This is a genomic window from Novosphingobium cyanobacteriorum (assembly GCF_029436685.1).
Taxonomy (GTDB): Bacteria; Pseudomonadota; Alphaproteobacteria; order Sphingomonadales; family Sphingomonadaceae; genus Novosphingobium; species Novosphingobium cyanobacteriorum.
In genome coordinates this window covers 89,384-114,816 of sequence record NZ_JAROCY010000002.1, presented here as the reverse complement: position 1 = coordinate 114,816, position 25,433 = coordinate 89,384, and the positions used below count along the sequence as shown (strand labels likewise).

The following is a 25,433-nucleotide window of genomic DNA, read 5'->3' as shown; positions in this document are numbered from 1 at the left end:
TTTGCACGTGCGCCCTGTGCCAGAAGGCCCGCAATGACGCCGCCCCGCCACGGTAGCGTCAAATCAGATCATCCCGCAACTTTCAGGGAGTTCGGCACTTTGTTGTCCCTCTTGGCTACGGCTTCCGCGGCGATCCATCAACCGCTTAGCTGGACCGATCTCCACCTCTCGCCGATCGCTCTCGACCTCGGCTTCTTCACCATCAAGTGGTACTCGCTGGCCTATCTCGCCGGAATCCTGCTGGGATACTGGCACCTGACCAAGATGCTGAAGCAGCCAGGCGCGCCGATGGCGCAACGCCATGCCGACGACCTGTTCTTCTATGCCACGCTGGGCATCATCCTGGGGGGGCGACTGGGCTATGCGGTGTTCTATGCGCCCGAACTGCTGACCCACCCGCAGAACCTGGTGAAGCTGTGGGAAGGGGGCATGAGCTTCCACGGCGGGCTGATCGGCACGGTGATCGCCATCGCCTGGGTATCGTGGCAGGGCCGCCTGAAGTTCCTGCGCGTGTGCGACTACATCGCACCGTGCGTTCCCTTCGGCCTGTTCTTCGGCCGTTGCGCCAACTTCGTGAACGGGGAGCTGTGGGGCCGGGTGACCGATTCCGGCGTGCCGTGGGCGATGGTGTTTCCCGGCGCAGGCCCGATGCCGCGCCACCCCAGCCAGCTCTATGAAGCGGTGCTGGAAGGGATCGTGCTGGGCACGGTGCTGCTGCTGCTGTTCTGGAAGACGAGGGCCCGGTGGCGCACAGGCCTGATCGTCGGCGTGTTCACGCTGGGCTATGCGATCTCGCGCTTCACGGTGGAATTCTTCCGCGAGCCCGATGCGCAGCTGCAGGACTTTGCCCACCGCTCAGGCCTGTCGATGGGCCAGTGGCTGACCCTGCCGATGATGGCGATCGGACTGGGCCTGATCATCCGCGCGCTGACCCGGCCGCCCGAGTCCGTATCGGTCAAGGCGATGCCCGCCTGAGGCAATGGACCGGACCGGGGCGATGGAGGAAAAGGACCTGCGCGCCACCTTCGCGCGGCTGATCGCGGCGACCGGGCCGATCTCGATCGCCCAGTTCATGGCGGAATCGAACGCGCATTACTACAACACGCGTGATCCGCTGGGCGGCGCGGGCGATTTCATCACTGCGCCAGAGATCAGCCAGATGTTCGGCGAACTGATCGGCCTGTGGCTGGCCGACATCTGGATCCGCGCAGGCCGCCCTGCCCCGGTCCACTATGTCGAGTTGGGTCCGGGCCGAGGCACGCTGGCGCATGATGCGCTGCGCGCCGCGCGCCGCTATGGCCTGGAGCCGCGCATCCACCTGGTGGAAGCGAGCACCGCGCTGAAGGTGGTGCAGGCGGAGCGCCTGCCGCGCGCGCAGTGGCATGCCGACCTTTCCACCGTGCCGCACGACGGGCCGGTGCTGATCGTGGGCAACGAGTTCCTTGACGCCCTTCCCGTGCGCCAGCTGGTGCGCACCGCAAGCGGCTGGCGCGAGCGGATGGTGGGCGTGGAAGGACAGGGCGAGGCGGCGCGACTGCTGCCGGTGGTGGGAGACCGGCCGATGGATGCGGCCGTCCCCGCCCATCTGGCCGATGCGCCCGAAGGCGCGATCCTCGAGACCAGTCCGGCGTCGGCCGCGGTGATGTATGAAGTGTGCGGCCGGCTGGCGGCGCAGGGCGGTGCAGCACTGCTGATCGATTATGGCCATGCCGCACCATTGTTGGGCAGTTCGCTGCAGGCGGTGCGCGCACATCGCAAGGTCGATCCCTTCGCCACGCCTGGCGCGGCCGACCTGACCGCGCATGTCGATTTCAGCGCCCTGGCCGCAATCGCCGCCGCGCGCGAGGTGCGGCACCTGGGCACGACCGAGCAGGGCCGCTTCCTGCGCGCGCTGGGGATCGAGGCGCGGGCGCAGGCCCTGGCCGCCGCCGCGCCAGAGCACGAGCCGGCGATCGCCACCGCGCTGGAGCGGCTGACCGGCGAGGGCCAGATGGGTGCGCTGTTCAAGGTCATGGGGCTGGCCGCACCGGGCTGGCCCGACGGGGCCGGCTTCTGAGCGAATCCGCCACGGGCGGGGCCTGTGCCCCCCGGTTGCGAACCCATCGCAAAAGAGGCCGGGACAGGGCCGCTAACCCTTGTGAATCCGTGCCTTTCCCTTCCCTAAAATGCCTGTTGGCAAACGCGGGGAATTGCGTCTATCAGGCGCGCCAAGTTGGGTCGGGCGAAGTGCATTTGCGTTGCGCGCGGTCCTTGTGCGAGGGAGGTTCCCGAACGGGCACTTCCATCGCGCATCACGAGGGGCAAGTTGGACCGCGCCCGGTCCGCGGACGCGGCGGCAGCAGGCAGGGAATTTCAATGGCTGATGAGGCGAGCATCGATCCGGCGCACGACACCGGCGAAGGTGTGCGGCGGCGCGATTTCATCAATATCGCGGCGGTAAGTTTTGCGGGCGTGGGCGGTCTGGCCGCGCTGGTTCCGCTGATCTCCCAGATGAGCGCGTCGGCCGACGTGCTGGCGGAAAGCTCCACCGAGCTCGACATTTCGGCGATCCAGCCGGGACAGGCGATCAAGGCCGTGTTCCGCAAGCAGCCGGTGTTCGTGCGCAACCTGACCCCGGCGGAAATCGCCGAGGCGGGCAAGGTTGACCCCGGTTCGCTGCGCGATCCGCAGACGCTGGAAGAGCGCACCAAGGAAGGCAAGACCAACTGGCTGATCACCATGGGCGTCTGCACCCACCTCGGCTGTGTGCCGCTGGGCGCCGGCGAAGGCGAGGTGAAGGGCGAGTTCGGCGGTTACTTCTGCCCCTGCCACGGTTCGTCCTACGACACCGCGGCGCGCATCCGCAAAGGCCCGGCACCGAAGAACCTCGAGGTGCCCCCCTATGAATTCACTTCCGACACTGTCGTGAAGATCGGCTGAGGACAGACCCGATGAGCTTTCCCTGGGCGAACGAGTACAAGCCAAGCCACCCGCTGATGCAGTGGCTGGACGAGAAGCTGCCGCTGCCGCGCTTCGTCTACAACGCGGTGGGCGCCGGATACCCGGTGCCGCGCAACCTGAACTACATGTGGAACTTCGGCATCCTTGCCGGGGTCTGCCTGATGATCCAGATCGTGACCGGCGTGGTCCTGGCGATGCACTATGCCGCGAACGCGGGCGTGGCCTTCGACAGCGTTGAACACATCATGCGTGACGTGAACTGGGGCTGGATGCTGCGCTATGCGCACGCCAACGGCGCCAGCGCGTTCTTCGTGGTCGTTTACATCCACATCTTCCGCGGCTTCTTCTACAGCTCGTACAAGGCCCCGCGCGAGATGATCTGGCTGCTGGGCGTGACCATCTTCCTGCTGATGATGGCGACCGCGTTCATGGGCTATGTGCTTCCCTGGGGCCAGATGAGCTTCTGGGGCGCCAAGGTCATCACCGGCCTGTTCGGTGCGATCCCGCTGGTGGGTGAACCGCTGCAGCAGTGGCTGCTGGGCGGCTTCGCGCCCGACAACGCCGCGCTGAACCGCTTCTTCTCGCTGCACTTCCTGCTGCCCTTCGTGATCCTGGGCGTGGTGATCCTGCACATCTGGGCGCTGCACATTCCCGGATCGTCGAACCCGACCGGCGTGGAAGTGAAGACGGAATCGGACACCGTGCCGTTCCACCCCTACTACACCGCCAAGGACGGCTTCGGCCTGGGCGTGTTCCTGCTGGGCTACTGCGCGGTGCTGTTCTTCGCGCCGAACATGCTGGGCCACCCGGACAACTACATCGCGGCCAACCCGCTTTCGACGCCTGCGCACATCGTCCCCGAATGGTACTTCTGGCCGTTCTACGCGATCCTGCGCGCCTTCACCGCGGACTTCTTCATCATCCCGGCGAAGCTGATGGGCGTGCTGGCGATGTTCTCGGCGATCCTGTGCTGGTTCTTCCTGCCCTGGCTGGATACCTCGCCGGTGCGTTCGGGCCACTATCGTCCGCTGTTCCGCAAGTTCTTCTACGTGCTGCTGGTCGACGTGCTGGTGCTGGGCTACTGCGGCGGTGCGCCTGCGGCGGAACCCTACGTGATGATCTCGCAGATCGCCGCAACTTACTACTTCCTGCACTTCCTCGTCATCCTGCCGATCGTGTCGTCGATCGAGAAGCCGGCTCCGCTGCCGTTCTCGATCACCGAAGCGGTGCTGGGCAAGGACGAAGGCGCCGTGCTGACCTCCAACCCCGCTGCTGCCTGAGCCAGCCGAAGCGTTAGAGAAAGATAACCCCATGGTCCGTCTTTTTGGCCCCCTGGTCGGCCTCTTCTTCGCCGTCGCGCTGCTCTGGTCGTTCGGCGTGGGCGCTCTCCAGGCGATCCGCGAACCCGAGCCAGCCACCGCGGTGCACGAATTCCACCTTCACCCCAAGGAAGTGGAGTTCTCCTTCAACGGCGTTTTCGGCAAGTTCGACCGCGCCCAGCTGCAGCGCGGCTTCCAGGTCTACAAGGAAGTCTGCGCGAACTGCCACTCGCTGAAGCAGGTGGCGTTCCGCAACCTGACCGACCTCGGCTATTCGGAAGCCGAAGTGAAGGCGATCGCCAAGCAGTGGGGCACGAAGGCCAAGACCTTTGACCCCAAGACCGGCGAAACCGGCGAGCGCGACAACACCCCGGCCGACCACTTCCCCCCGGTGTATTATGCCGGTTCGGGCAGCCCGCCGGACCTCTCGCTGATCACCAAGGCTCGTCATGAAGGCCCTGAGTATGTCGCCTCGCTGCTGCAGGGCTATCAGGACCAGCCCGCCGAGCTGATCAAGAAGTTCCCGGACGCCAAGACGCCCGACGGCCTCTACTACAACCCCTACTTCGCCAACCTGAACATCTCGATGCCCGCACCGCTGATGGACGGCCAGGTGACCTATGCCGATGGCACCAAGGCCACCGTGAAGCAGGAGGCGGAAGACGTGGCCGCGTTCCTGACCTGGACCGCAGAACCCAAGCTGGAGAAGCGCAAGCAGACCGGCCTCGCCGTGCTCGGCTTCCTTCTGGCGGCGACGATCCTTGCCTACCTTGCCAAGAAGAACGTCTGGGCCAACAAGCACTGATCGTTCGCTTGGCCAGCGCCAGCTCGAAAGGGGTCACCGGCAACGGTGGCCCTTTTTCGTATCACTCCCCTTTCGTACTGGGTTGAGCCTGCATGAGCCCCGATGACCTGAAGACGCTGGTGCGTACGGTGCCTGACTTCCCCGCACCCGGCATCCTGTTTCGCGACGTGACCACGCTGATCGGGCATGGCGCCGGCTTTGCCGCCTGCATCGGCCACCTGGCCGAACGAACCGCCGCGGCGGGCGCGGAGGCGCTTGCGGGAATGGAGGCGCGCGGCTTCATCTTCGGCGCGGGAGCGGCGGCACGGGCAGGCCTGGGCTTCCTGCCCGTGCGCAAACCGGGCAAGCTGCCGGTGCCGACCATCGGCGTCGATTATGCGCTGGAATATGGACAGGACCGGCTGGAGATCGACCCCACGGCGGTGCTGGCGGGCCAACGCATCGCCATCGTGGACGACCTGATCGCCACGGGTGGCACCGCGCTTGCCGCGGCAGACCTGCTGCGGCAAGCAGGCGCGGTGGTGACGCACGCCTTCTTCGTGATCGACCTGCCCGACCTGGGTGGCGCCGACCGCCTGCGCGCGGCCGGCCTTACCGTGGATGCGCTGATGCAGTTCCCGGGGCACTGAGGCCCGGGAGCAGCCATCAGTCCACCAGCATGAGCGCGTCGAGCGCGACCACGCCCTCGCCCGACGGATGCAGGATAACCGGGTTGAGGTCGATCTCGCGGATCGAGGGTTCCGCACGCAGCACCTGCCCGACCTTGACGATCAGCGCGGCCAGAGCGGGCACGTCAAGCGCGGGAGAACCGCGATACCCGGCCAGCAGGGCGGCGCTCTTCAGCTTCATCAGCTCGGTCACCACCGCTTCCTCGGTCATGTCGGCCGTCAACAGGCGCACGTCCTGCAGGATCTCTGCCGTCACACCGCCAAAGCCGGCCAGGACGACCGGGCCCCAGTCAGGATCGTTCTTCGCGCCGACAATCATCTCCATGCCACGCTTGCCCATCGCCTCGATCAGCACACCGTCGAGCCGGATGCTGTCGCTGTAGGCAGCGACATTGGCGTGAATGCGTGTCCACGCTTCGTGCACCGCCGCGCCATCAGCGAGGTTGAGCAGGACGCCGCCGGCATCGCTCTTGTGCCCCAGCGCCGCCGCCTGCGCCTTCATCGCCACGGGATAGCCGACGGCATCCGCGGCAGCGACCGCCTCGTCCGCACTGGCGGCGAACCGGCCCTTGGGGAACGAGATGCCTGCGGGGCCAAGCAGCTGCTTCGCGCGATACTCGGGGATCACGCCATGTTCGGCCGCGAGCCCCGCCACCGGCAGCGCCGGCTTGTCGGTTGCCGAAACGTCGCGAGCGGACCAGTGGGTGAGCCGGGCGATCGCGGTCAGCGCGCGCTCCGTGGTGGGGAACCAGGGGATGCCCGCGGCGCGCAGCGCGGCAATGCGCTCGGCGGGAACCTCGGCCCCTTCGTCCAGCCCGGCAAAGACCAGCGGCTTGGACAGGGCCTTGCCCTCCACGGCGGCCAGGATCGGCGGGTACTTGATTGCGCAGGTGATCGGTTCGGCCTGGATGATCCCGGCCAGCACCGTACCGACGCGATCATCCTGCAGCAGCGCTTCGACACAGCGGGTATAGATTGCCGGTTCGGACAGGCCCTGTGCCGTGATGTCGAGCGGATTGGACACGGGCACGAACGGCGGCAATGCGGCGCGCAGCAACGGCGAGTCATCATCGTGCAACGGCGCCAGCGGCAGTTCCAGCTCCTCTGCCAGATCCAGCGTCAGCGCCTTGAACGCGCCGGATTCACCCAGCACGGCGGTGGCGCCGGCAGGCAACGAGGGGCAGCGCAGGGCGATCTCGGCAATGTCGCCCAGTTCCTGCAGCGTTTCGGCGAAGATGACCCCGGCGCGGCCGACCATCGCGCGCATCAGCTTGTAATCGCCAGCCATCGCGCCGGTGTGCGTGGCGGCGGATTCGCGCGCCGCGCTGGACTTGCCCGGATGCAGCAGCACGATCGGCTTGCCAGCCGCCGCTGCCCGCCGCGCCGCAGCTAGGAAGCGCTGCGGCTTGCGGAACTGTTCGACGATCATGGCGATCACGTGGGTATCGGGCTGGTCGATCAACCAGTCGACATAGTCCTCCACGCCGCTCGCCGCCTCGTTGCCGGTGGAGACCGAGTAGGAGACGCCGGCATCGCGGGCGAGCAGGATGGTGCCGAGCACGGCGGCCATCGCACCCGATTGCGACACGATGCCGATGGCGCGCTTGCCAGTGGGCGGCGTGGCCAGCGTTTCCACGAAAGTCAGCGGGATAGAATCGACATAGTTGACGAGGCCAAGGCAGTTCGGCCCTTCGACCACCATGCCGCTTTCGCGGGCGATGCGCGCGATCTCGCGCTGTTCGGCAAGGCCCTCCTCACCGCCCTCGGCAAACCCGGCGGAAAAGATCACCACGCCGCCACACTTGCGCGCCGCCAGGCCCTTCACCGCATCGAGCACACCGACGCGCGGGATCGCCAGCACGGCCACGTCGACGCCTTCCGGCAGTGCCTCCACCGAAGGATAGCACTTGCGCTCGCCGATCGCCTCGCGCTTCGGGTTGATGGGGTAGATGGTGCCATCGTAGCCATTGCGATCGAGGTTGGTGATCAACGTGCAGCCAAGTGCCCCCGGCTTGTCCGAGGCACCGACCACGGCCACCGAGCGCGGGCGCAGGAAACGGTCGAGCGCGGCGGGCGCGATGGTGTGCTGGTCGGTCATGGCATCCTCCAAATTCCGCTATACTATATAACAATCGCGCCAAGGAGGTAAAGCGCGATTCATTTGCCCCTGCGGCCACGCACATGGTTGACGAAGACAGAGCATCCGTGGCAGGGCGCTCTTCCTGCTATGGCAGGCACGAGCGGGTATAGCTTAGTGGTAAAGCCCTAGCCTTCCAAGCTAGTTATGCGGGTTCGATTCCCGCTACCCGCTCCATTTTCCTGTCCGGACACGTCCGTATCTATCTGGACAAACCCCTAAAACCCGCCATATTCTAGCACTTAGCAGGCCAACTGCGTCCGGTTCCATTCACTGAAAGCCGCCGATCGTTGGGGGCCATCATGGGGGCCACTCGTTCGAGGCCAGATGAAATGGCCACAAAGTGGGGGCCACTTGCTAGGAAAGTGGCGGAAAATGGCTCTCACAGACATAGCCATCCGAAATGCCAAGCCCCGTGCAAAGCCGTACAAGCTGGGCGATGCTCTTGGACTATTCCTGCTGGTCCAGCCGACCGGCGGCAAATTGTGGCGGGTGAAATACCGCGTGGACGGCAAAGAGAAAAAGCTGGGCATCGGCACCTATCCCGAAGTCAGCCTGAGCGAAGCACGCAGACGGCGCGATGATGCGCGCGAAATGATGGCAGCAGGCAAAGACCCTTCGCGGGAAAAACAGCGCAGCAAGGTGCGCGCGAAGCTGGAGGCGGATAATACCTTTGCTGCCATTTCCGCCGAATACTGCAAGAAGCGGCGGCGCGATGGGGCGAAGGCATGGGCACCAGCAACGGCGGTTCGCAGCGAATATCTCTTGTCGTTGCTGATCCCCGCATTGGGGGCCATGCCGATAGGCGAGATTGAACCGGCGGACGTTCTGGGGGCCATTCGCAAGATTGAAGGCAAGGGCAATCTGGAAAGCGCGCGGCGGACCCTGCAACTGGCCAGCGCGGTGCTTCGCTATGCGGTGGCGACGGCGCGGCTGGCATCCGACCCTACCCGCGATCTGCGCGGCGCGCTCACTGCCCCGACCGTCACTCACTACGGCGCTGTTACCGATGCCAGCCGCGTTGGTGAACTGCTGCGCGCCATTGATGGCTATGAGGGGCAAGGCTTCACCAAGCTGGCACTGCAAATTGCCCCGCATGTGTTTGTCCGGCCCGGCGAACTGCGCCATGCCGACTGGAGCGAGATCGATCTGGACGGCGCGCTTTGGATTATCCCAGCGGAAAAGATGAAAATGCGAAGGCCGCACCATGTTCCGCTTTCGCGCCAAGCTGTCTCGCTGTTCCGGGAAGTGCAGACCGTCACCGGGCCAGCCGGTTATGTGTTCCCATCGATCCGCACCCGCACCCGCCCCATGAGCGAAAACACCATCAACGCCGGATTGCGGCGGCTGGGCTATGCAAGCGACGAAATGACGGCGCACGGTTTCCGGGCCATGGCTTCCACGCTGCTGAACGAAAGCGGCAAATGGCATCCTGACGCCATAGAACGGGCGCTGGCGCATGGTGACAGCGACAAGGTGCGAGCAGCCTATCATCGCGGCGCGCATTGGCAGGAGCGGCTTGAAATGGCGCAATGGTGGTCCGACTATCTCGACCAGCTACGGAAAGGGGCGGACATTGTGCCATTCTCGAATCGCGGGGCAGTTTGAACTATCGCGGCTTGGCGAATTGCTCGGCTGGCCGTAAGTCCTTTGCAGTAAGCGAGGGGGCAAGCGCGCCGATGGATATTCAAGGTTATCTTACTGAAATCCGCGCTCTCCATGCCAGCGGGCAATCCACCGAACATAGTTTCCGCCCAGCGCTGGCCCGCCTGTTTGGATCGATTGCGCCAGACATCACGGTTATCAACGAACCCAAACACCTGACCGAAGTTGGCGCGCCTGACTTTGTGTTCAATCGCGGCGCGGTCGCCATCGGCTGATGCGAGGCGAAGGACATCGGCAAGGATGTCCGCAAGTTCGCCGCAAACGACTACAGCAAGGCGCAAAAGGACCGATACCGCAAAGGCCTGCCAAACCTGATCTACACGAATGGGCTGGACTTCGAGTTCATCCGCGAAGGCGAGGCGGTGGATTTCATCACCATCGCTGATCTGATCCCCACCCTGACCGCGCGCCCTGCCAATTTCCCATTGCTCGAAAATCGGCTGCGCGATTTTGCCAGCGCCACCCCGCTCACGATCACGTCATCCAAGCGGCTGGCCGAAATGATGGCAGGCAAGGCAGCGATCATCAAGGACATCATGGGCCGCGCGCTGGTGGCGGACGTGAAGGCGCGGGAGGGCGGTGGCCCGGCCAGCGACCTGATCGGCCAGTATGAGGCTTTCAAGGCCAACCTAATCCACGATATCACCGTGGCGGACTTTGCCGACATCTACGCCGAAACCATCGCCTACGGCCTGTTTGCGGCGCGCCTGCACGATGAAACGCCGGATACCTTCACACGGGGTGAAGCGCTGGACCTACTGCCCAAGTCCAACCCATTCTTGCGCGAACTGTTTCTCTACATCGCTGGGCCGAATCTGGACGAACGCCTGCGCAGGGTGATCGATGAACTGTGCAATGTGTTCCTTGCGGTGAACATGGGCGAGGTGCTGAAGCACTTCGGCAAGATCACGGCCCGGCAAGACCCGTTCCTGCATTTCTACGAAGTGTTCCTGGCCGAATACAACCCGGACAAGCGCAAGGCGCGGGGCGTGTGGTACACGCCCGAACCCGTGGTGAATTTCATCGTCCGCGCGGTGGACGAAGTGCTGAAAACCGAGTTCGGGCTGGCGGACGGACTGGCCGATACCAGCCGCATCACGATTGATTGGGATACGGGGCAGAACGGCAAGGACGGCAAGCCTGCCACCATCCGCAAGGAGGTTCACCGCGTCCAGATTCTCGATCCGGCAACGGGCACCGGCACTTTTCTGGCCGAAGTCGTGAAGCTGGTGGCGGCACGGGTGAATGGCATCGCGCCGGGGCAATGGTCCAGCTATGTCGAGAATGATCTGATCCCGCGCCTGCATGGCTTCGAGTTGCTGATGGCCAGCTACGCCATGTGCCACATGAAGCTGGACATGATCCTGACCGGGCTGGGCTACAAGCCATCGGCCAGCCCGCCGCGCCTTGGCGTCTACCTCACCAATTCGCTGGAGGAAGGCGAGCGGGTGGAACAGACCCTGTTCGGCCTTTCCCGCGCCATTGCCGAGGAAGCCAAGGCGGCCAGCGACATCAAGCGCCAGACGCCCATCATGTGCGTGATCGGGAACCCGCCCTATTCGGGCGAGAGCGCAAACAAGGGCGCTTGGATCATGGGCCTGATGGAAGCCTACAAAAAGGAGCCGGGTGGCGCCCAGAAGTTGCAGGAGCGCAATCCCAAGTGGATCAACGACGACTATGTGAAGTTCATCCGCCTTGCCGAACACATGATTGACCGCGACGGGCGCGGCGAGGGCGTACTGGGCTTCATCACCAATCACGGCTATTTGGACAACCCCACCTTTCGCGGGATGCGCTGGCAATTGATGCACAGCTTTGACCGCATTCATGTGCTGGACCTGCACGGCAATTCCAAAAAGAAGGAAGTCTGCCCCGACGGTTCGCCCGACAAGAATGTGTTCGACATCATGCAGGGCGTGGCGATCATTGTGGCGGTCAAGCATCGGCGGGATGGCAAAGAGGCCAAGCCTCTGGCCGAGGTCCGCCATGGCGAACTTTGGGGCAGCCGGGATGCCAAAGGGGAGGCGCTTTGGGGAGGAAGTTTGCCAGCGCTGTCAACCAGCCTTTTGCCCCATAAGGCACCGGCCTATCCCTTTGTCGCCCGTGATTATGATGTGGAACTGGAATACGCTAAGGGCTTTTCGATTGCGGAACTCATGCCCACTAACTCGGTGGGTGTTGTAACTGCCCGCGATGATCTGACCATTGATATGGACCGCGACGCACTTTGGGCACGGGTGCAGGATTTTACCCATACCGAACCCGAAGTTCTGCGAATTCGCTATGCTTTGGGGAAGGATGTTCAAGACTGGAGCGTGGCACGCGCTAAAGCCGACATTATCGCCAATCTGTCGCCGTCGCGGCTCGTACGCATTGCGTATCGCCCTCTCGATACACGCTGGACATATTACACCGGCACTTCACGCGGCTTTCAATGCAGGCCGCGTAGCGAAGTGATGCAACACTTTTTGGCAGGCCCTAATCTCACAGCAATGATCTGTCGTCAGACCATCCAAGCGAATTGGCATCATGTGATGGCTGTCGCAAATATTGTGGACGATAGTTGTGTATCAAACCTCTCACGGGAGCGAGGCTACGGAATGCCCCTCTACCTCTACCCCGAGGAAGGCACCCTAGACCAAACCATCCGGGTCAATTTCGATCCCAAGCTCTACGGGCGCATCCGCGAAGCGGCTGGCCTGACTGGCCCGCAAGTCGCGCCCGATGGCACCGACGCCTTCCGCAAGGCCACCGGCGATGCCCGCCCCGATGAGGTCAAGGTGTTCGACTACATCTACGGCGTTTTGCATTGCCCTGCCTATCGGGAGACTTATGCCGCGTTCCTGAAAATCGACTTCCCCCGCGTCCCCTTCCCCGCATCGCCCGAAGTGTTTGCCGATGTCAGCACCAAGGGCGAGGCACTGCGCCGCCTGCACCTGATGGAAGATGCTGCCATCGGCGAAACGCCCTATCCCTTCCACGGTGAGGGCGAGAGCGTGGTGGAGAAGCCCAGCTACGGCGAGGGCCGCGTCTGGATCAACGCAAGCCAGTATTTCGACAACGTGCCAGCCGCGGCATGGGAGTTCCCCGTTGGCGGCTACCAACCCGCGCAAAAATGGCTGAAAGACCGCAAGGGCCGCGCCCTTAGCTGGGATGACATTCGCCACTACCAGAAGATCATCAAGATTCTGACCGAGACAGACCGCATCATGGGCACGATCGATCTGGCGTTGGACTAAGGGCCTGGCATCATGGAGCAGCAAGTCTCACCAGCCGATGCAGCATTGAATATCATGCGGCAATGGTGGTGGCCGTCCAATCCAGAAAGGCCCTTTGCTGGCAAAATGGACCTAAGCGAAGCGCTTAACAGGCTCGCCATGGACGGTGCAGCTAGTCCGAAGTCCGCAATCTTGGCCCTACTAAGTCGCGGCGATCTGCTGGCGGAAGGCTCATTCAGATGGCGGAAGTATCAAGGGGGTGAGTTCTATTATCTTGAAGAGGGGGCCGCTCTTATTCGCGCAAACCGATGGCAAACGCTGCAAAAGCTCATTGCCGATGAATGGCTGTTCCTTTCGAATGATGAGTGGCCCGATAGTCAAATCACTCTGGAGAAACTGGAGATAAGAGAGACGGAGCCGTATGATTGGCAGCCCGGCCAAAACCAGTTTTCTACTGCGCTGTGTCCGCCTGACAAATCGGCGTGGGACAGCGGTTATTATGAAGAATGGTTTTCAGCTTGGGATATCTCAATATGGCCATTATTCGTGCGCGAGGATCATCCGGAACCCGAGACAGAACCTACCGAACCAGCCATCACTAAAGCCAAGGGCGGGAGACCGCCCGCCGCCGATTGGGAATTGGCTGCACTAGAAATTGCGGGTCACTACTATCGCGGCGACTTCAAGCCAAAGAACATCGCTGACGTTGGACGCGAACTGGCCTCATGGCTTGGCAATCAGGATTTGCACCCGTCTGATTCGGTTATCCGCATCCATGCCAAGCGCATTTTCGAAGCCTTTGAGGCTTGGGAACACGAATGACAAAAACCCAGTTTTAGAAGGTTTTTGCAGGTAAGCGGCGGACCAGCCGCCAGCATCCAGCGCAGGTTGGCCCCGTTCACAACCGAACAGGGGTTTTCCAATGAACACTGCCAACATGATTATCGAGCCGCTGGCCTATTCAATCAACGAAGCCTGCCGCGTTTCCTCGCTGGGCCGCACGCGCCTTTACCAATTGATCGGCGAAGGGCGGCTGGAAGTGCGCAAGATCGGCAAGCGCACGCTGATCCCAGCCGCATCGTTGCGGGCGCTGATCGGCGGACAGGCGTGAACCGATGGCCCGCCCGCGCAACCGCAGAAAGCCAAATGCGACCGGGCGAAGCGATACGAGCCGCTTTGTCCGGCTGGACTACCGCATACTTGGCAGCAACGCCTATCGCAGCCTTAGCCCCAACGGACGCTCGCTGCTGGTGGAACTGGTGATGCTCTATAATGGCGAGAACAATGGCAGCCTCTATCTTAGCGTGCGCGATGGTGCGCACCGCATGGGTGTTGCTGATCTGACAGCCGCCAGCCGGGCGTTTGATGACCTTGTGGCGATGGGCTTTATCGAACTGGCGCAGGAGGCGCATTTCAAGGTGAAGGCGTCGGAGACATCGCGCGCGCGGTGCTGGCGTTTGACCTGGCTTGTCGGTCCCGGTCGCACAGCCCCATCTTCGCAATTTCTGGAGCGGGAACCTGAGCCACAAACCCCGGCGCGCAAGCGCATGGAGCGTGGCCAGCGCGCCTTGAAGGCCTATCGCAAGGCCCGCGATGGAAGCAAATTGCCGGTATTGGATTGCGATACGATAGGGCATTTTGACCCCGATCTGGCACCCGGTGCGGTATTGGATTCCGATACGCCCAATATGCAGAATGGCAGTTTTCAGCCAAAGTCGAGCATTCAGGATTCCGCCACACATATAGCTACTACCATGGGTAGTGGTGCGCGCCGCAATCTGATCGGCTGGTGGCAGCCCGATTTCACCCCCCAACTGGCAGCCCTGACCTTCGCGGCGGTGCTGACCAGCAATCATCGGAGCATGGCGGCATGACAATGAAGCAAAAGCCCGCTGGCAGCCCGGCGAAGGCCATCACGGTTGATGCGAAACGGGATGAATGTGAGGCTGCAACCATGGCCCGCGTAATGGTGGGGCCGTATCTGCGGCATGGTATTGTCGCCAACGGCATCATCGAAAAGATGGCGGGCAAGCTGCCCGGCGAGCCGAAATTCGAAGACTTTGCAAAGGACATCAAGGCGAAGGCGGACCTAGCCTCCAAAGGTGAAATGACCTTGGCCAGCGAGATACTGGCGGCACAGGCGTTGTCACTGGACATGCTGTTCACCGAACTGGCGCGCCGCGCGACCATGAACCTTGGCGACTATCCCCTGATGGCGGAACGCTATGCCCGGCTGGCCTTTAAAGCACAGGGCAACTGTCGCGCCAGTCTGGAAGCCTTGGCGAAGCTGCACCAGCCGCGTGAACAGACCGTGCGGCATGTGCATGTGAACGAAGGCGGGCAGGCCGTCATTGCCGATGAGTTCCACCATCATGGGGGTCAGGAAAAAAATGGAAATTTCGATGAACAATCCCATGCAACCGGAACGGCTGGCCAAGGCCCCTCGCTGCCTAGCCCGGACCCGCACGGGATCGGAGTGCCAATCGCCAGCGGTCAAAGGGAGACAGCGTTGCAGGATGCACGGCGGAACTAACCCCGGCGCACCTAGTGGCAATCGGAACGCCCACAAGCATGGCGGGTATTCGGCCAAAACGAAGGCCACGGCGCGATATCTGCGAGACCTGGCCCGCCTATTGAAGTGACTTGCTGGAAAGGGCCTTCAGACGGGTGCGCGGGCGGATCGAAATGGCGGAAATCCGCGCTTTTCATGCCAATGCAATGTAAAGTGACTTGCCCGCAGCCCGGATACGGTAGTCTACCTGAGAAGCGACGTTTTGCGCAAAAAGCTGGTTTACATGACTTTTTGGCGCCAGTTGTAGGGTGTGTACCCTAGCTTTCGAAACGCGCCGATGCCATCACCAGAGTTAGGATGACAACATCGAACTATGGCTGGCCGGACTGCATGCGCAGATCGGCTCGCGCGGGCGCACTACAGGCGCTATGATTGCCGAATCCACGGGAGAAGATGATGCACGTTGTTTCGATCATCAACTACAAGGGCGGCGTCGGCAAAACGTCTCTTACTGCCAACCTTGGCGCAGAACTCGCATGGCGCGGCAAGCGTGTCCTTTTGATCGACCTAGATGCGCAAGCAAGCCTCACGTTTTCGTTCATTACTCCAGACGAATGGAGCACGCTGTACGAGCCTGCCGGGACTATAAAGGCTTGGTTTGACGCGCATGATGGAGGCACGCCCATCGGGCTAGAGACTCTGATCGCATCCCCATCCCGTGTTACTCAAAGGCTACAAGGGAGAGGTAAGCTAGAGATCATATTCAGTCACTTGGGCCTAATTAATGTTGATCTTGAGTTAGCAACGAAGCTTGGCGGGGCCAATCTCGTTCAAGCAAAAAAGAATTTTATTAGCGTTCACAATCGACTTTCCGTAGTTCTGCAGGAATTAGCTGAACAAGATGAATATGACATCGTTTTAATCGATTGCCCGCCGAATTTTAACATTGTAACTAAAACTGCTATTATTGCTAGTGACTACATTCTCGTGCCGACTCGCCCTGATGAACTTTCTACACTTGGCATCGATTATCTAATGCGAAGTATACGTGGCCTTATTTCTGACTACAACGACTACATCAAGGTCGATAATTCATCGAAAGATGAACCCGTTCAACCAGCTATGGTGGGGGTCGTATTTACAATGATTCAGGAATACGATAATCAACCTATAGCTGCCCAACGAAGCTACATTTCTCGCGTGCGGCGTGAAGCCGGACTTCCAGTTTTTAGTTCATATATTAAGCGAAATGATACGTTATTTGCGGGAGCCCCACAATATGGAGTTCCAGTAGTTCTGACAACGCACAACAACTATAGCCTTCAAAGTGTGGTCGATGGCCTCGAAGCAGTAACGACCGAGTTCGAATCTATGATTGGGCTATGAACATGAGCACCCCTGAAATTGCCTCTCTCCTGCGGGCCATTGCCGATGTCATTGAACGCAATAGCCCGTTGGAAATTGCGGAACTAACCGAGGCTATGAAGCCATCAAAGACGGCTAAGTCCCGCCAGCCTGCGTCAAGCAGTAAAGCCAAATCGAAGGTTCGGGTCGATCTAAACGCCCTGTCCCAACGCCTTCTCGAAGCGACCGATCGTACCCAAGCTGCAAAAATCCTTGAGGACGCGTACCTTTCGCGGAAGGAATTGGCTGATTTGGGCCGGATTTATGACGTGCACCTCATTAAAGAAGACAATATCGAAATCATTGAGCAAAAGATCGTTGAGTCCCTTGTCGGCGCGAGACTGAACTCAAGAGCGATCCGGGGCGATGCCTAACGCGCTGGAGGCCATGCCCTAGTTCTAAGCAGCCAACTGCGACTCTGGTCCTTGCGTCTCGAGTTCACTAGCTATCGCCATCAAATGCATTTGGGGGCCATATTGGGGGCCACCTGAAAAACACGTAGGCGGAAAAACTCGAAAATTCGTCATTTTTGAGGGTCTTTGTGGTTCCCGCTACCGCTCCACGTTACCATCCAGATCCATCCATCCATCGCATCTGGATACGCGCCCTTCACCCACGCCATTCTGCCAACAAGAGGCCCGCAATGTGGAGACGCGTCCGCGTGCAGCCACATCGCGATGGGTGTATAATCGGGGGGTATCCGCCAATGGCCGATTCGATACCCCCACCACTGGCGGTACCTGACCGGGTCAGGCCGGAAAAGGTTCACGTCCAATGACACTTACTGGCGTGGCGATCAGGAACGTCAAACCGTCTGAATGGCCTATAAGACTGGCCGATGAGTGCCTATCGCGCAGCAGGATCGCGTAGCGCGGCACCGAGCGCAGCTAGACTGTTGTTCAGCCTTTCCAGCGCAGCCTGGTCCATCCCGGTTGCCTTGAGAACCTCGCCCGGGACACAGCCCAGAGCTGTCTTGGCAAGGTCGCTGCCGGCCGATGTCAGGCCAAGGCGGACAACCCGTTCGTCCTGCTTGTCGCGCGTGCGGGTTACCAGCCCGGCCGCTTCCAGCCGCTTGATCAGCGGGGTGAGCGTGTTGGATTCCAGATGGAGCCGCTCGCCCAGCTCGCTGACAGTCTGGCCGTCCCTGCTGCTCAGCGCCACCAGCGCGAGGTACTGCGGATAGGTGATGCCGAAGGGATCGAGCAGTGGCTTGTAGACGCGGTTGAACGCCAGTCCCGCCGCATAGACGGAAAAGCACAGGAACTGATCGAGCGGATTGCCGGCAGGGGCAGGGGTTTCGGTCATGTCAGGCGATATAAATCGTACGCGATTAAATCGCAATGGTTGACAAGGCGAATGATCCAGCTATTTAGATCGCACACGATTTAATCGCCATCGATATTAAAGGAGTCCACGCCATGACCAAGTCCATCCTGCTCTCTGCCCTTGCCTCCAGCGCCTTGCTGGCCTTGTCCCCCGCGCTCGCGCTTGCCCAGACGCTTGAACCCTCCGCGGCCGGATTTGCCAAGGCCGCCGCCGCTGGCAAGCCGATCTACGAACGGTCCTATATCGATGCCCGCGCCGTGCTGGCCGGAGTGCAGCAGGACAAGGTGGCAGCCTCTGCCCCCACCACCACGCAGGATCTGGTCTGGAAAATCGGGCCCACCGGCGCGGTGCGCATCCGCATCGTCCGTCCGGCAGACGCGCAGGGCAATCTGCCTGCGGTCCTCTATTATCATGGTGGCGGCTGGGTGATGGGCGACCGCCACACCCATGATCACCTGATCCGCGAACTGGCGGTGCAGACCCGCGCAGCGGTGGTTTTCGTCGAGTACGATAATGCGCCCGAAGTCCGCTACCCCGTGAACAACGAGCAGGCCTATGCCGCACTCGAATATGTCGCGACCCATGGTTCGCCGCTCGGTATCGACGGCACGCGGCTGGCGGTGGCCGGTGACAGCGCCGGCGGCAACATGGCGATTGCCGTGACCATGATGGCCAAGGATCGCGCCGGGCCGCGCATCAGCCACCAGCTGTTGTTCTATCCGGTGACCGATGATGTCTCGGACGATGCCTCGTACCGCGAGTTCGGCAATGGCCCGTTCCTGACCCGCAAGGCGATGGATTACTTCCTCGAGGCCAACTACCCGGCTGAAAACCGGAAGGACGTGCTCGCGTTCCCGCTACGCGCCACGACCAGTCAGCTGTCCGGTCTACCTGAGGCCACGATCATCGTGGCGGAAAACGACCTGCTGCGCGACGAGGGCGAGGCCTATGGCCGCCGCCTGATCGACGCCGGGGTGCCGGTTGCAACGACCCGCTTCGGTGGCACGATCCACGATTTCGTGATGCTCAACCCGCTGGCCCGGAGTGAACCGGCCCGCGCCGCCATTTCCCTTGGTGCCGCACGCCTGCGCGGCGCTTTCGGCAACTGACTTCCCTGATACGCCAAACAACAAGGACCGTTAGAATGACCAAGATCCTGTACACCACCCGCGCCACTGCCACAGGGGGCCGCGATGGCCGCGCCCGCACCGATGACGGGAGTTTCGAGGTAGCACTGGCGACGCCGAAGGAACTCGGCGGCAATGGCCAGGGCAACAATCCTGAACAGCTGTTTGCCGCCGGCTATGCCGCGTGCTTCCTCAGTGCGATGAAGTTCGTTGGCACGCAGGGCACGTTCGCAAAGGTGCCAGCCGATGCCAGTGTCAGCGCCACTGTCGGCATCGGCCCGCGCGCGGACAAGGGCTTTGGCCTCGCTGTGACGCTCGCCATCACGCTGCCCGGGCTTGGCACTGCCGAGGCAGAAGCCCTCGTCGCCGAAGCCGATACGATCTGCCCTTATTCCCATGCGGTGCGTGGGAACATCGAGGTCCGCCTTGAGGTGGTCACCGAGGCATAATGCCATGGCAAGCCACGGCCCGGTCAGCCGCACGACTGACCGGGCCGTGGCAATTCATGCAGCTCTTGCTCGCGCCAGCTCACGCGCGAGCTCGACAAAGACCCTGAAGGCAGCCGGCGGATTGCGGCGGCTGGGGTAGTAGAGGCAAATCGGAGCAAGCGGCGGCGTCCACTCCTCGAGCAGCCGCACCAGCCTTCCGGCCGCGATATCTTCGCGCACATCGGATTCCATGAAGAAACCGATCCCGACCGAAGCGAGCACCGCGATCCGCGCCAGACTGGCCTCGTCGAGCGTGAGCGGGCCATCGACATCCACCTGCAAAGGTTGACCATCAGCTTCGAATTGCCAGCGGAAAAGAGCGCCATTGGGCAGCCGCGTACGGATGCAGGCGTGCCCGGCGAGGTCCGCGGGCACACGCGGCTGGCCGCGCTCCGCCAGATAGGCGGGCGAGGCGACCACGGCATGTTTGCGCGGCGGTCCGAGCGGAATGGCGATCATGTCGCTGGGCACGAGGTTCTGGCTGCGGATCCCGAAATCGAAACCATGGGCGACAATGTCCACGAGATTACCCTCAGTCACCAGATCAATGCGGACCTGTGGGAAACGCTTCAGGCATTCGAGCACCAAGGGGCCGAGCACCTCGCGCCCGGCGGTGGCAAAGGTGTTGATGCGCAAGGTACCGGCGGGGGTATCCTGCTGCGAGCGAACTGTGTCGAGCGCCTGATGGATGTCCGTTAGCGCGGGCGAAACCTGTTCGATGAAGCGGCGCCCCGCATCCGTCAGCGCAACACTGCGCGTGGTGCGGTTGAACAGGCGCACTCCCAACTGGCTTTCCAGCTTGGCGATCATGTTGCTGAGCGCACTCGTCGACAAACCGAGATCAAGCGCGGCAGCGCGGAACGAGCCCCTTCGCCCAATAGCCAGGACCGCGTCGAAATCACCGAGACTGTAGCTTCGCATTGTCCTGTAATCCGCAATAGCTCATCTCGTTTTATCCTGCTTATGCGGACGGCGTCAAAGCCCTATCCAGGTGTCGGGCACCAACTGACCCAACCGGAGAATGATCATGAGCATCGATCTGCCTGATCCGATCGCCCGCTATTTCGCTGCTGACAGGCGTGGGAGTGCCGCATCACTGGCCACTTGCTTCTCCCCTGATGCAATCGTGATTGACGAGGGAAACACCTATGCCGGACTCGATGCGATCCGGCAGTGGATGACGAATGCCTCCACCCAATACACCTACACCGTCGAACCGTTCGCTCTTGCGCATCACGATGACCGGATTGTCGTCACAAGCCACCTGGCGGGCAATTTCCCCGGCAGCCCGGTAGACCTGCGCTATCGGTTCATCATCGAGGGCGACCGGATCGCCAGGCTGGAGATCGTCGCATGAGCCCGTTCCTGACGCTGGATGGCAAACGCGCCCTCGTCACGTCCGGAACCCGGGGCGCAGGGGCCGCCACGGTTGCGCTGTTCGAAGAGCTTGGCGCGCACGTCCTCACCACCGCGCGCAGCAAGCCGGCCGACATGCCAGACGAGCAATTCATTGCCGCCGACCTGACGACAACCGCAGGATGCGCCGCAGTGGCTGAAACGGTGCTGGAGCGGCTCGGCGGGGTCGACATCATTGTCCACATGCTGGGCGGCTCTTCCTCACCGGCGGGCGGTTATCAAGCGCTGGGCGAGGCCCAATGGCAAAGTGAGCTTGATCTCAACTTGATGCCCGCGGTTCGGCTCGATCGCGCGCTCGTCCCCGCCATGACGGCGCGCGGCTCCGGTGTGGTCATCCACGTGACATCGATCCAGCGCGAATTGCCCCTGCCCGACGCGACCACGGCCTATGCGGCTGCCAAGGCCGCCCTGTCGACCTACAGCAAGAGCCTGTCGAAGGAAGTGGCACCGCAAGGTGTGCGCGTGGTGCGGGTATCGCCCGGCTGGATCGAAACCGAATCCTCGGTTGATCTGGCACGCCGCCTGGCAGCAGAGCATGGCGTTACAGTGGAGATGGGCCGGCAGATGATCATGCAATCGCTCGGCGGGGTGCCGATCGGCCGGCCGTCGCAGCCGTCGGAGATCGCGAGCCTGATTGCCTTTCTCGCATCCGATCGTGCGGGCACGATCACGGGCGCTGAATACGTGATCGACGGCGGCACCATGCCGACCGTCTGAACTATCTCCATGCCGAAAGTGCGATCCCGGCAAGCACTCCCAATGCCTGATCCTTTCGAGATGGGACTGGTCGCCTCACTTGGTTGTCGGCTTTAGCACTTGCCCTGCCAAGATCAGCCAATGAGACGCTAGCCAGTTGTCATCGGGTCAAGCGCTGAACGGACGGGTGATTCCGACCACTCAGCGCTGCATAAATTGAAAGCTGCCCCAGCGTTCGGCCGTGCGTCGACGGACTCTGCTAGATATCCTCGGAAGCTTGCCCCGCGACGGGAACTCAATCTCGATCCAAGAACGTTAGGGGGCGTGGACTAATTCTAACGTCAGCTTTCGCCCACTTGAAGACGTTCCGAAAAAGCCTCACCCTCTTAAAATGACCGACAAGCCTTGGACCTATGAAGCGCGAAAATGGATTAGGCTGAAGAAGCCACGGCGAGATGAGCGACCCAACAGGTTTCGGTTCCGGGCCTCGCTGAAAGAGGTGGGAAGCATTGCACGTGTCCTTCGGCTGCACGGGTTCGAAGTTACTGTTCCTGCGCGAATCCGCCCGTTGCAGTGGACAGTGGCTGCTATTGCGCCTGAACCACTAAGCGCTGACCGCCTGCTTCGATTGTGCAATTTGATTGATAGAACTCAATCTCTTCATCCGCTGACAAGCCTCAACGTTCGGGTATTCCGCTGGCTTGGCAAGGATCGCCGGCAGCCCGGCAAATTTTACGGAAGAGGGAACCGGAACGGCAACTAACCACCCAGAATCAGACCTAATCCAGCCGCGCTTCTCTACCTCTGGCGCGTTGTAGCCAGCCCGGCGTTGGTGCCTTCGAGCCAGAGCGAGAAGAATGGCGCAAAGGTGCCGCCGAAGTGGTCCCGGCCGTTCGGCTTTGCTGCGGCCATGGGATCGTCCACGCCCCAGTAATCGACAAAGGCTGCGACGGTAAGATCGGGCAGGACCCACCAACTGTAAGCCTGGTACGGCTCGTTTTCAGGGTTCGCCGCCACCAGCCCATGGCCGTTGAGCAACTCCCAAGGCCCTTCGATGGAAGCGGCGGTCGCCCCGTACAGCCCGGTCGGCGCACAAAGGCCCGGTGCAAAGACTTTACCCTGTGTCGACCAGAACAGGTAGAGGCGCCCGTTGTGAAAGACGATATGCGGCCGTTCCAGTTCATTGTTAACGTCGGTTGCGTCGATCAGCGGCGGCAGGTGACGAAATTTGCCAGTTTCCGAGCACCATGCAGCGAGCCCCACGAGCCCGTTGAACGCTCGCGGAGCAGCGGCTGACGAAGCCGTGAAGAGCAAGTAGTCACGGCCTTCGTCATCGCGCCAGGGGAAGGGATCGCGGAACGCCTTGATTTCTCCGATTGCCCCCTCGCTCTGGTCTGCCGGCTGATACGGGCCGCCTGCTGCCAGCAACTCGCACGGATGCGACCATTCGGGAAAGGATACCGAACCGGCGGTCGGCAGGCGCGACCGCGTAACGAACAGCCGCTGTCGGTAAGTGTGCCTGAGTTCCCCGCGCATACCGGCTGCGGTGAAGTACAGAGCAACCTCTGAGCCTTCGAGCCGCGCTGCGCCGGACCATTCGCGGCTGCCCGGCGACAGGCCTTCAGGCATGGTCACGCCGAGATGGCGGAACTTGCTGCCTAGCCGGTGAAAATGATGGATACGCGCGTGCCCGTGCCGCTCTTCGGGATCTGCAAAAGCCGGGGCGGCAAGCGCGAACCACAGCTCTCCACCACGCCATTCGATTGGGCGTCCAGCGCAATCGGCGAGCGGCCAGGCATCCCAGACATCGAGATCGGGAAGGACCCTTCCAACCTCTTCGGCACATAAAACCGGAAAATGCGATACCTGCGAAGGATCAAGGTAGGCCAAATCGGACGCGGCCCAGCACTTTCCATGGATCAAGACCTGACCGACCTCTTCGGCATCGGCAAGGCATTCGGACGCGGTCGTGGCAAGAGACATGGTGTCACTCATGATTTTCAGGAACAATGCTCAGGATCTGGGTCGCGAAGGGGGCGAGCACCGGATCGTAGAGGTTCGCCGCGCCCGCAGGAGCGCTCTGCATGATGATCTCGCCGGCTTTTGGTGCTGAGCCTGTCCAGCCGGTGATCTTGAGCTGCTGCCGCTGCCCGCTCATGTTCAGCAGTACGAGCACGCCGGCGCCCGAAGGCGTGCGACGCGCGTAGGCGACGACATCGCGATTACCCGATTGAAGTGGCACATAGGCCCCATCCCGCAAGGCCGGGTGGTTCTTGCGCAATTGGAGCAATCGCGCATACCAATGGAACATCGAGCCGCTGTCGGCTTGCTGGCGCTCGGCATTCACCGTGCTCCGGTTGGGATGAACCGGAAGCCACGGCGATCCCGTGGTAAAGCCGGCAGCGTCCCCCCCGGTCCATTGCATCGGTGAGCGTTCGGGATCGCGCTTGTCCGCAACGGTCCGCTTGGGACCGAGCGGAAAGTCCTTGAGCAAGTCGGCCGGCAAGTCGGCCATGCCGAGTTCCTCGCCATAATACATCAGTGCAGTGCCCCGCAGGGTGAGCGTCATGGCGGCGGTGAGGCGCGCAATGCGGTCATCGTTCTGGCCATCGCCAAAACGTGTCCACTGCCGGGAGGTATCGTGATTGCTGAAATGGAAGACTGGCGGCAGCCCATCCAGTTGCAGGTGCGCCTCGTCGATCCTTGCCTTGAACGTAGCCGCATCCAGCGACTTCACGCCTGTGTAGAGGAAATCCATCGGCAGATTGATTTCGTCGGCATTGGCGCCGTAGATCCGACGCAAGTCCTCGATGCTCGAAATCGCGTTCTCTCCCAGTAGCACGCGCTGCCCAGGGTAGCTGTCAGTCAGCTTCCGCAAATCCCTGAGCGCTGCGCGGGTAGCGGGAAGGTTGCTGTTATAGGGTTTGAGGCCAGGCAATGGCCCACCCTTGACGTCTGGGTCGTCTGGCCAGTTCGGATCTTCGAACAGGTAAGGCGTGGCATCCAGGCGAAAGCCGCTGGCGCCGTGATCGAGCCAGAAACGCACGACATCGTGCATCGCCTTGCGCAGTTCCGGGTTCGCCCAGTTGAGGTCCGGCTGTTCCTTGTAGAAGACATGGTAGTAGTACTGCCCGGTGGCCTTGTCATACTCCCAGGTCGAACCACCGAAGATCGATTCCCAATTTGTGGGTGGCCCACCATCGGGAGCCGGGTCCTTCCAGACGTACCAGTCGCGCTTGGGATTGTTGCGTGAAGAGCGGCTCTCCTTGAACCACGCGTGCTGATCCGAAGAGTGGTTCAGGACGAAATCCACCATGACGCGAATGCCACGTTTCCTGGCCTCGCGGGTCAGCTCGTCCCAGTCTGCCATCGTGCCATACTCGGGGGAAACGTTGGTGTAGTCGGCTACGTCGTAGCCGAAGTCCTTGTTGGGCGAGGGAAAGAACGGCGTGAGCCAGATCGCGTCGACACCAAGCTTCTCGAGATAATCCAGCCGTTGCGTCACGCCCTTGAGATCGCCGATGCCGTCTCCGTTCGTATCCTGGAAGCTGCGCGGATAGATCTCATAGATCACCGCAGTGGCCCACCACGGTTGCTGTTCCGCTTGGGGAGCAGCGGAGGCTGCGATCGGTGCAAATACCAGCAGCGCCGGAAGCAGGGCGGCCGTTACGCGCCAAGCTTTTTTGGCGGCTCGGTTGGCGATGGTCATGCT

At 61.8% G+C, this 25,433-nt stretch carries 27 protein-coding genes and 1 tRNA gene; 22 read left to right on the top strand and 6 right to left on the bottom strand.

The genetic code is table 11. The annotated features are described in order from the left end of the window. The first annotated feature begins 111 nt into the window (after window positions 1-111). From lgt to POM99_RS02305, 6 genes are all read left to right on the top strand, one after another. Window positions 112-975 carry a prolipoprotein diacylglyceryl transferase gene (gene lgt / locus POM99_RS02330; RefSeq protein ID WP_277275190.1) on the top strand — a complete coding sequence of 288 codons (864 nt, stop codon included), beginning with the start codon at window positions 112-114 and terminating at the stop codon, window positions 973-975. 4 nt (window positions 976-979) lie between these two features. Next, window positions 980-2,056, top strand: coding sequence for a class I SAM-dependent methyltransferase (locus POM99_RS02325; RefSeq protein WP_277275188.1), 1,077 nt, complete (start codon window positions 980-982; stop codon window positions 2,054-2,056). A 299-nt stretch (window positions 2,057-2,355) separates the two neighbouring features. Further along, window positions 2,356-2,919 carry a ubiquinol-cytochrome c reductase iron-sulfur subunit gene (gene petA / locus POM99_RS02320; RefSeq protein WP_277275186.1) on the top strand — a complete coding sequence of 188 codons (564 nt, stop codon included), beginning with the start codon at window positions 2,356-2,358 and terminating at the stop codon, window positions 2,917-2,919. Between the two features lie 11 nt (window positions 2,920-2,930). Next, complete coding sequence (locus POM99_RS02315; protein ID WP_277275185.1) at window positions 2,931-4,220, top strand: cytochrome b; 1,290 nt, start codon at window positions 2,931-2,933, stop codon at window positions 4,218-4,220. A 31-nt stretch (window positions 4,221-4,251) separates the two neighbouring features. Continuing rightward, the gene (locus POM99_RS02310; protein ID WP_277275183.1) at window positions 4,252-5,064 is read left to right on the top strand and encodes a cytochrome c1; all 813 of its coding nucleotides are present in this window, start codon (window positions 4,252-4,254) and stop codon (window positions 5,062-5,064) included. Window positions 5,065-5,156: 92 nt separating this feature from the next. Next, window positions 5,157-5,693: an adenine phosphoribosyltransferase gene (locus tag POM99_RS02305; protein ID WP_277275181.1), complete on the top strand. Its 537-nt coding sequence runs from the start codon at window positions 5,157-5,159 to the stop codon at window positions 5,691-5,693. Window positions 5,694-5,709: 16 nt separating this feature from the next. On the opposite strand, the gene POM99_RS02300 is transcribed toward POM99_RS02305, so the two are convergent. Beyond that, window positions 5,710-7,830: an acetate--CoA ligase family protein gene (locus tag POM99_RS02300; RefSeq protein WP_277275180.1), complete on the bottom strand. Its 2,121-nt coding sequence runs from the start codon at window positions 7,828-7,830 to the stop codon at window positions 5,710-5,712. A gap of 142 nt (window positions 7,831-7,972) precedes the next feature. Between POM99_RS02300 and POM99_RS02295 the strand changes: the two genes are divergently transcribed. The 3 genes from POM99_RS02295 to POM99_RS02285 all read left to right on the top strand — a co-directional run bounded on the left by POM99_RS02295 (window position 7,973) and on the right by POM99_RS02285 (window position 9,749). After that, window positions 7,973-8,046 (top strand) — tRNA-Gly (locus tag POM99_RS02295). A gap of 198 nt (window positions 8,047-8,244) precedes the next feature. Next, entirely contained in the window at window positions 8,245-9,477 is a 1,233-nt protein-coding gene (locus POM99_RS02290) for a tyrosine-type recombinase/integrase (protein WP_277275376.1), read from the top strand. A 71-nt stretch (window positions 9,478-9,548) separates the two neighbouring features. After that, entirely contained in the window at window positions 9,549-9,749 is a 201-nt protein-coding gene (locus POM99_RS02285) for a hypothetical protein (protein ID WP_277275179.1), read from the top strand. A 101-nt stretch (window positions 9,750-9,850) separates the two neighbouring features. On the opposite strand, the gene POM99_RS02280 is transcribed toward POM99_RS02285, so the two are convergent. Continuing rightward, window positions 9,851-10,060: a hypothetical protein gene (locus tag POM99_RS02280; protein WP_277275178.1), complete on the bottom strand. Its 210-nt coding sequence runs from the start codon at window positions 10,058-10,060 to the stop codon at window positions 9,851-9,853. A 121-nt stretch (window positions 10,061-10,181) separates the two neighbouring features. Between POM99_RS02280 and POM99_RS02275 the strand changes: the two genes are divergently transcribed. From POM99_RS02275 to POM99_RS02245, 8 genes are all read left to right on the top strand, one after another. Beyond that, a complete protein-coding gene (locus POM99_RS02275; protein ID WP_277275177.1) occupies window positions 10,182-12,773 on the top strand; it encodes a type ISP restriction/modification enzyme in 2,592 nt (863 codons plus the stop codon). 12 nt (window positions 12,774-12,785) lie between these two features. After that, a complete protein-coding gene (locus tag POM99_RS02270; protein WP_277275175.1) occupies window positions 12,786-13,574 on the top strand; it encodes a hypothetical protein in 789 nt (262 codons plus the stop codon). A 100-nt stretch (window positions 13,575-13,674) separates the two neighbouring features. Then, complete coding sequence (locus POM99_RS02265; RefSeq protein WP_277275174.1) at window positions 13,675-13,863, top strand: helix-turn-helix domain-containing protein; 189 nt, start codon at window positions 13,675-13,677, stop codon at window positions 13,861-13,863. 4 nt (window positions 13,864-13,867) lie between these two features. Continuing rightward, window positions 13,868-14,626, top strand: a complete 759-nt coding sequence (locus POM99_RS02260) for a hypothetical protein (protein ID WP_277275173.1) — start codon at window positions 13,868-13,870, stop codon at window positions 14,624-14,626. Further along, a complete protein-coding gene (locus tag POM99_RS02255; protein ID WP_277275171.1) occupies window positions 14,623-15,285 on the top strand; it encodes a hypothetical protein in 663 nt (220 codons plus the stop codon). The genes POM99_RS02260 and POM99_RS02255 overlap by 4 nt, the downstream gene beginning before the upstream one ends. Beyond that, on the top strand, window positions 15,182-15,394 hold the full coding sequence (locus POM99_RS22465) for an HGGxSTG domain-containing protein (RefSeq protein WP_369011635.1): 213 nt from the start codon (window positions 15,182-15,184) through the stop codon (window positions 15,392-15,394). Before POM99_RS02255 ends, POM99_RS22465 begins: the two co-directional genes overlap by 104 nt. A gap of 323 nt (window positions 15,395-15,717) precedes the next feature. Continuing rightward, the gene (locus tag POM99_RS02250) at window positions 15,718-16,650 is read left to right on the top strand and encodes a ParA family protein (RefSeq protein WP_277275170.1); all 933 of its coding nucleotides are present in this window, start codon (window positions 15,718-15,720) and stop codon (window positions 16,648-16,650) included. 2 nt (window positions 16,651-16,652) lie between these two features. After that, entirely contained in the window at window positions 16,653-17,042 is a 390-nt protein-coding gene (locus tag POM99_RS02245) for a hypothetical protein (RefSeq protein ID WP_277275169.1), read from the top strand. A gap of 472 nt (window positions 17,043-17,514) precedes the next feature. Here POM99_RS02245 and POM99_RS02240 read toward each other — a convergent pair whose 3' ends face one another. Continuing rightward, complete coding sequence (locus POM99_RS02240; protein ID WP_277275168.1) at window positions 17,515-17,973, bottom strand: MarR family winged helix-turn-helix transcriptional regulator; 459 nt, start codon at window positions 17,971-17,973, stop codon at window positions 17,515-17,517. Window positions 17,974-18,086: 113 nt separating this feature from the next. Here POM99_RS02240 and POM99_RS02235 point away from each other — a divergent pair, with 113 nt between their 5' ends. Both POM99_RS02235 and POM99_RS02230 read left to right on the top strand, forming a co-directional pair. Next, window positions 18,087-19,103 (top strand): alpha/beta hydrolase, encoded by a 1,017-nt coding sequence (locus tag POM99_RS02235; RefSeq protein WP_277275167.1) that lies wholly within the window; start codon window positions 18,087-18,089, stop codon window positions 19,101-19,103. A 35-nt stretch (window positions 19,104-19,138) separates the two neighbouring features. Next, window positions 19,139-19,570 (top strand): organic hydroperoxide resistance protein, encoded by a 432-nt coding sequence (locus tag POM99_RS02230; RefSeq protein ID WP_277275165.1) that lies wholly within the window; start codon window positions 19,139-19,141, stop codon window positions 19,568-19,570. A 54-nt stretch (window positions 19,571-19,624) separates the two neighbouring features. Here the strand turns inward: POM99_RS02230 and POM99_RS02225 are convergent, their stop codons facing one another. After that, window positions 19,625-20,530: a LysR family transcriptional regulator gene (locus tag POM99_RS02225; protein WP_277275164.1), complete on the bottom strand. Its 906-nt coding sequence runs from the start codon at window positions 20,528-20,530 to the stop codon at window positions 19,625-19,627. A 106-nt stretch (window positions 20,531-20,636) separates the two neighbouring features. Between POM99_RS02225 and POM99_RS02220 the strand changes: the two genes are divergently transcribed. From POM99_RS02220 to POM99_RS02210, 3 genes are all read left to right on the top strand, one after another. After that, window positions 20,637-20,966, top strand: coding sequence for a nuclear transport factor 2 family protein (locus POM99_RS02220; protein WP_277275163.1), 330 nt, complete (start codon window positions 20,637-20,639; stop codon window positions 20,964-20,966). After that, window positions 20,963-21,742: an SDR family oxidoreductase gene (locus tag POM99_RS02215; protein ID WP_277275162.1), complete on the top strand. Its 780-nt coding sequence runs from the start codon at window positions 20,963-20,965 to the stop codon at window positions 21,740-21,742. The genes POM99_RS02220 and POM99_RS02215 overlap by 4 nt, the downstream gene beginning before the upstream one ends. A 370-nt stretch (window positions 21,743-22,112) precedes the next feature. Further along, window positions 22,113-22,484, top strand: coding sequence for a hypothetical protein (locus tag POM99_RS02210; protein WP_277275161.1), 372 nt, complete (start codon window positions 22,113-22,115; stop codon window positions 22,482-22,484). A 35-nt stretch (window positions 22,485-22,519) separates the two neighbouring features. Here POM99_RS02210 and POM99_RS02205 read toward each other — a convergent pair whose 3' ends face one another. Both POM99_RS02205 and POM99_RS02200 read right to left on the bottom strand, forming a co-directional pair. After that, entirely contained in the window at window positions 22,520-23,716 is a 1,197-nt protein-coding gene (locus tag POM99_RS02205; RefSeq protein ID WP_277275160.1) for a glycoside hydrolase family 68 protein, read from the bottom strand. Continuing rightward, entirely contained in the window at window positions 23,709-25,430 is a 1,722-nt protein-coding gene (locus POM99_RS02200) for an alpha-glucosidase (RefSeq protein ID WP_277275159.1), read from the bottom strand. Before POM99_RS02200 ends, POM99_RS02205 begins: the two co-directional genes overlap by 8 nt. Between the last annotated feature and the right edge of the window lie 3 nt (window positions 25,431-25,433).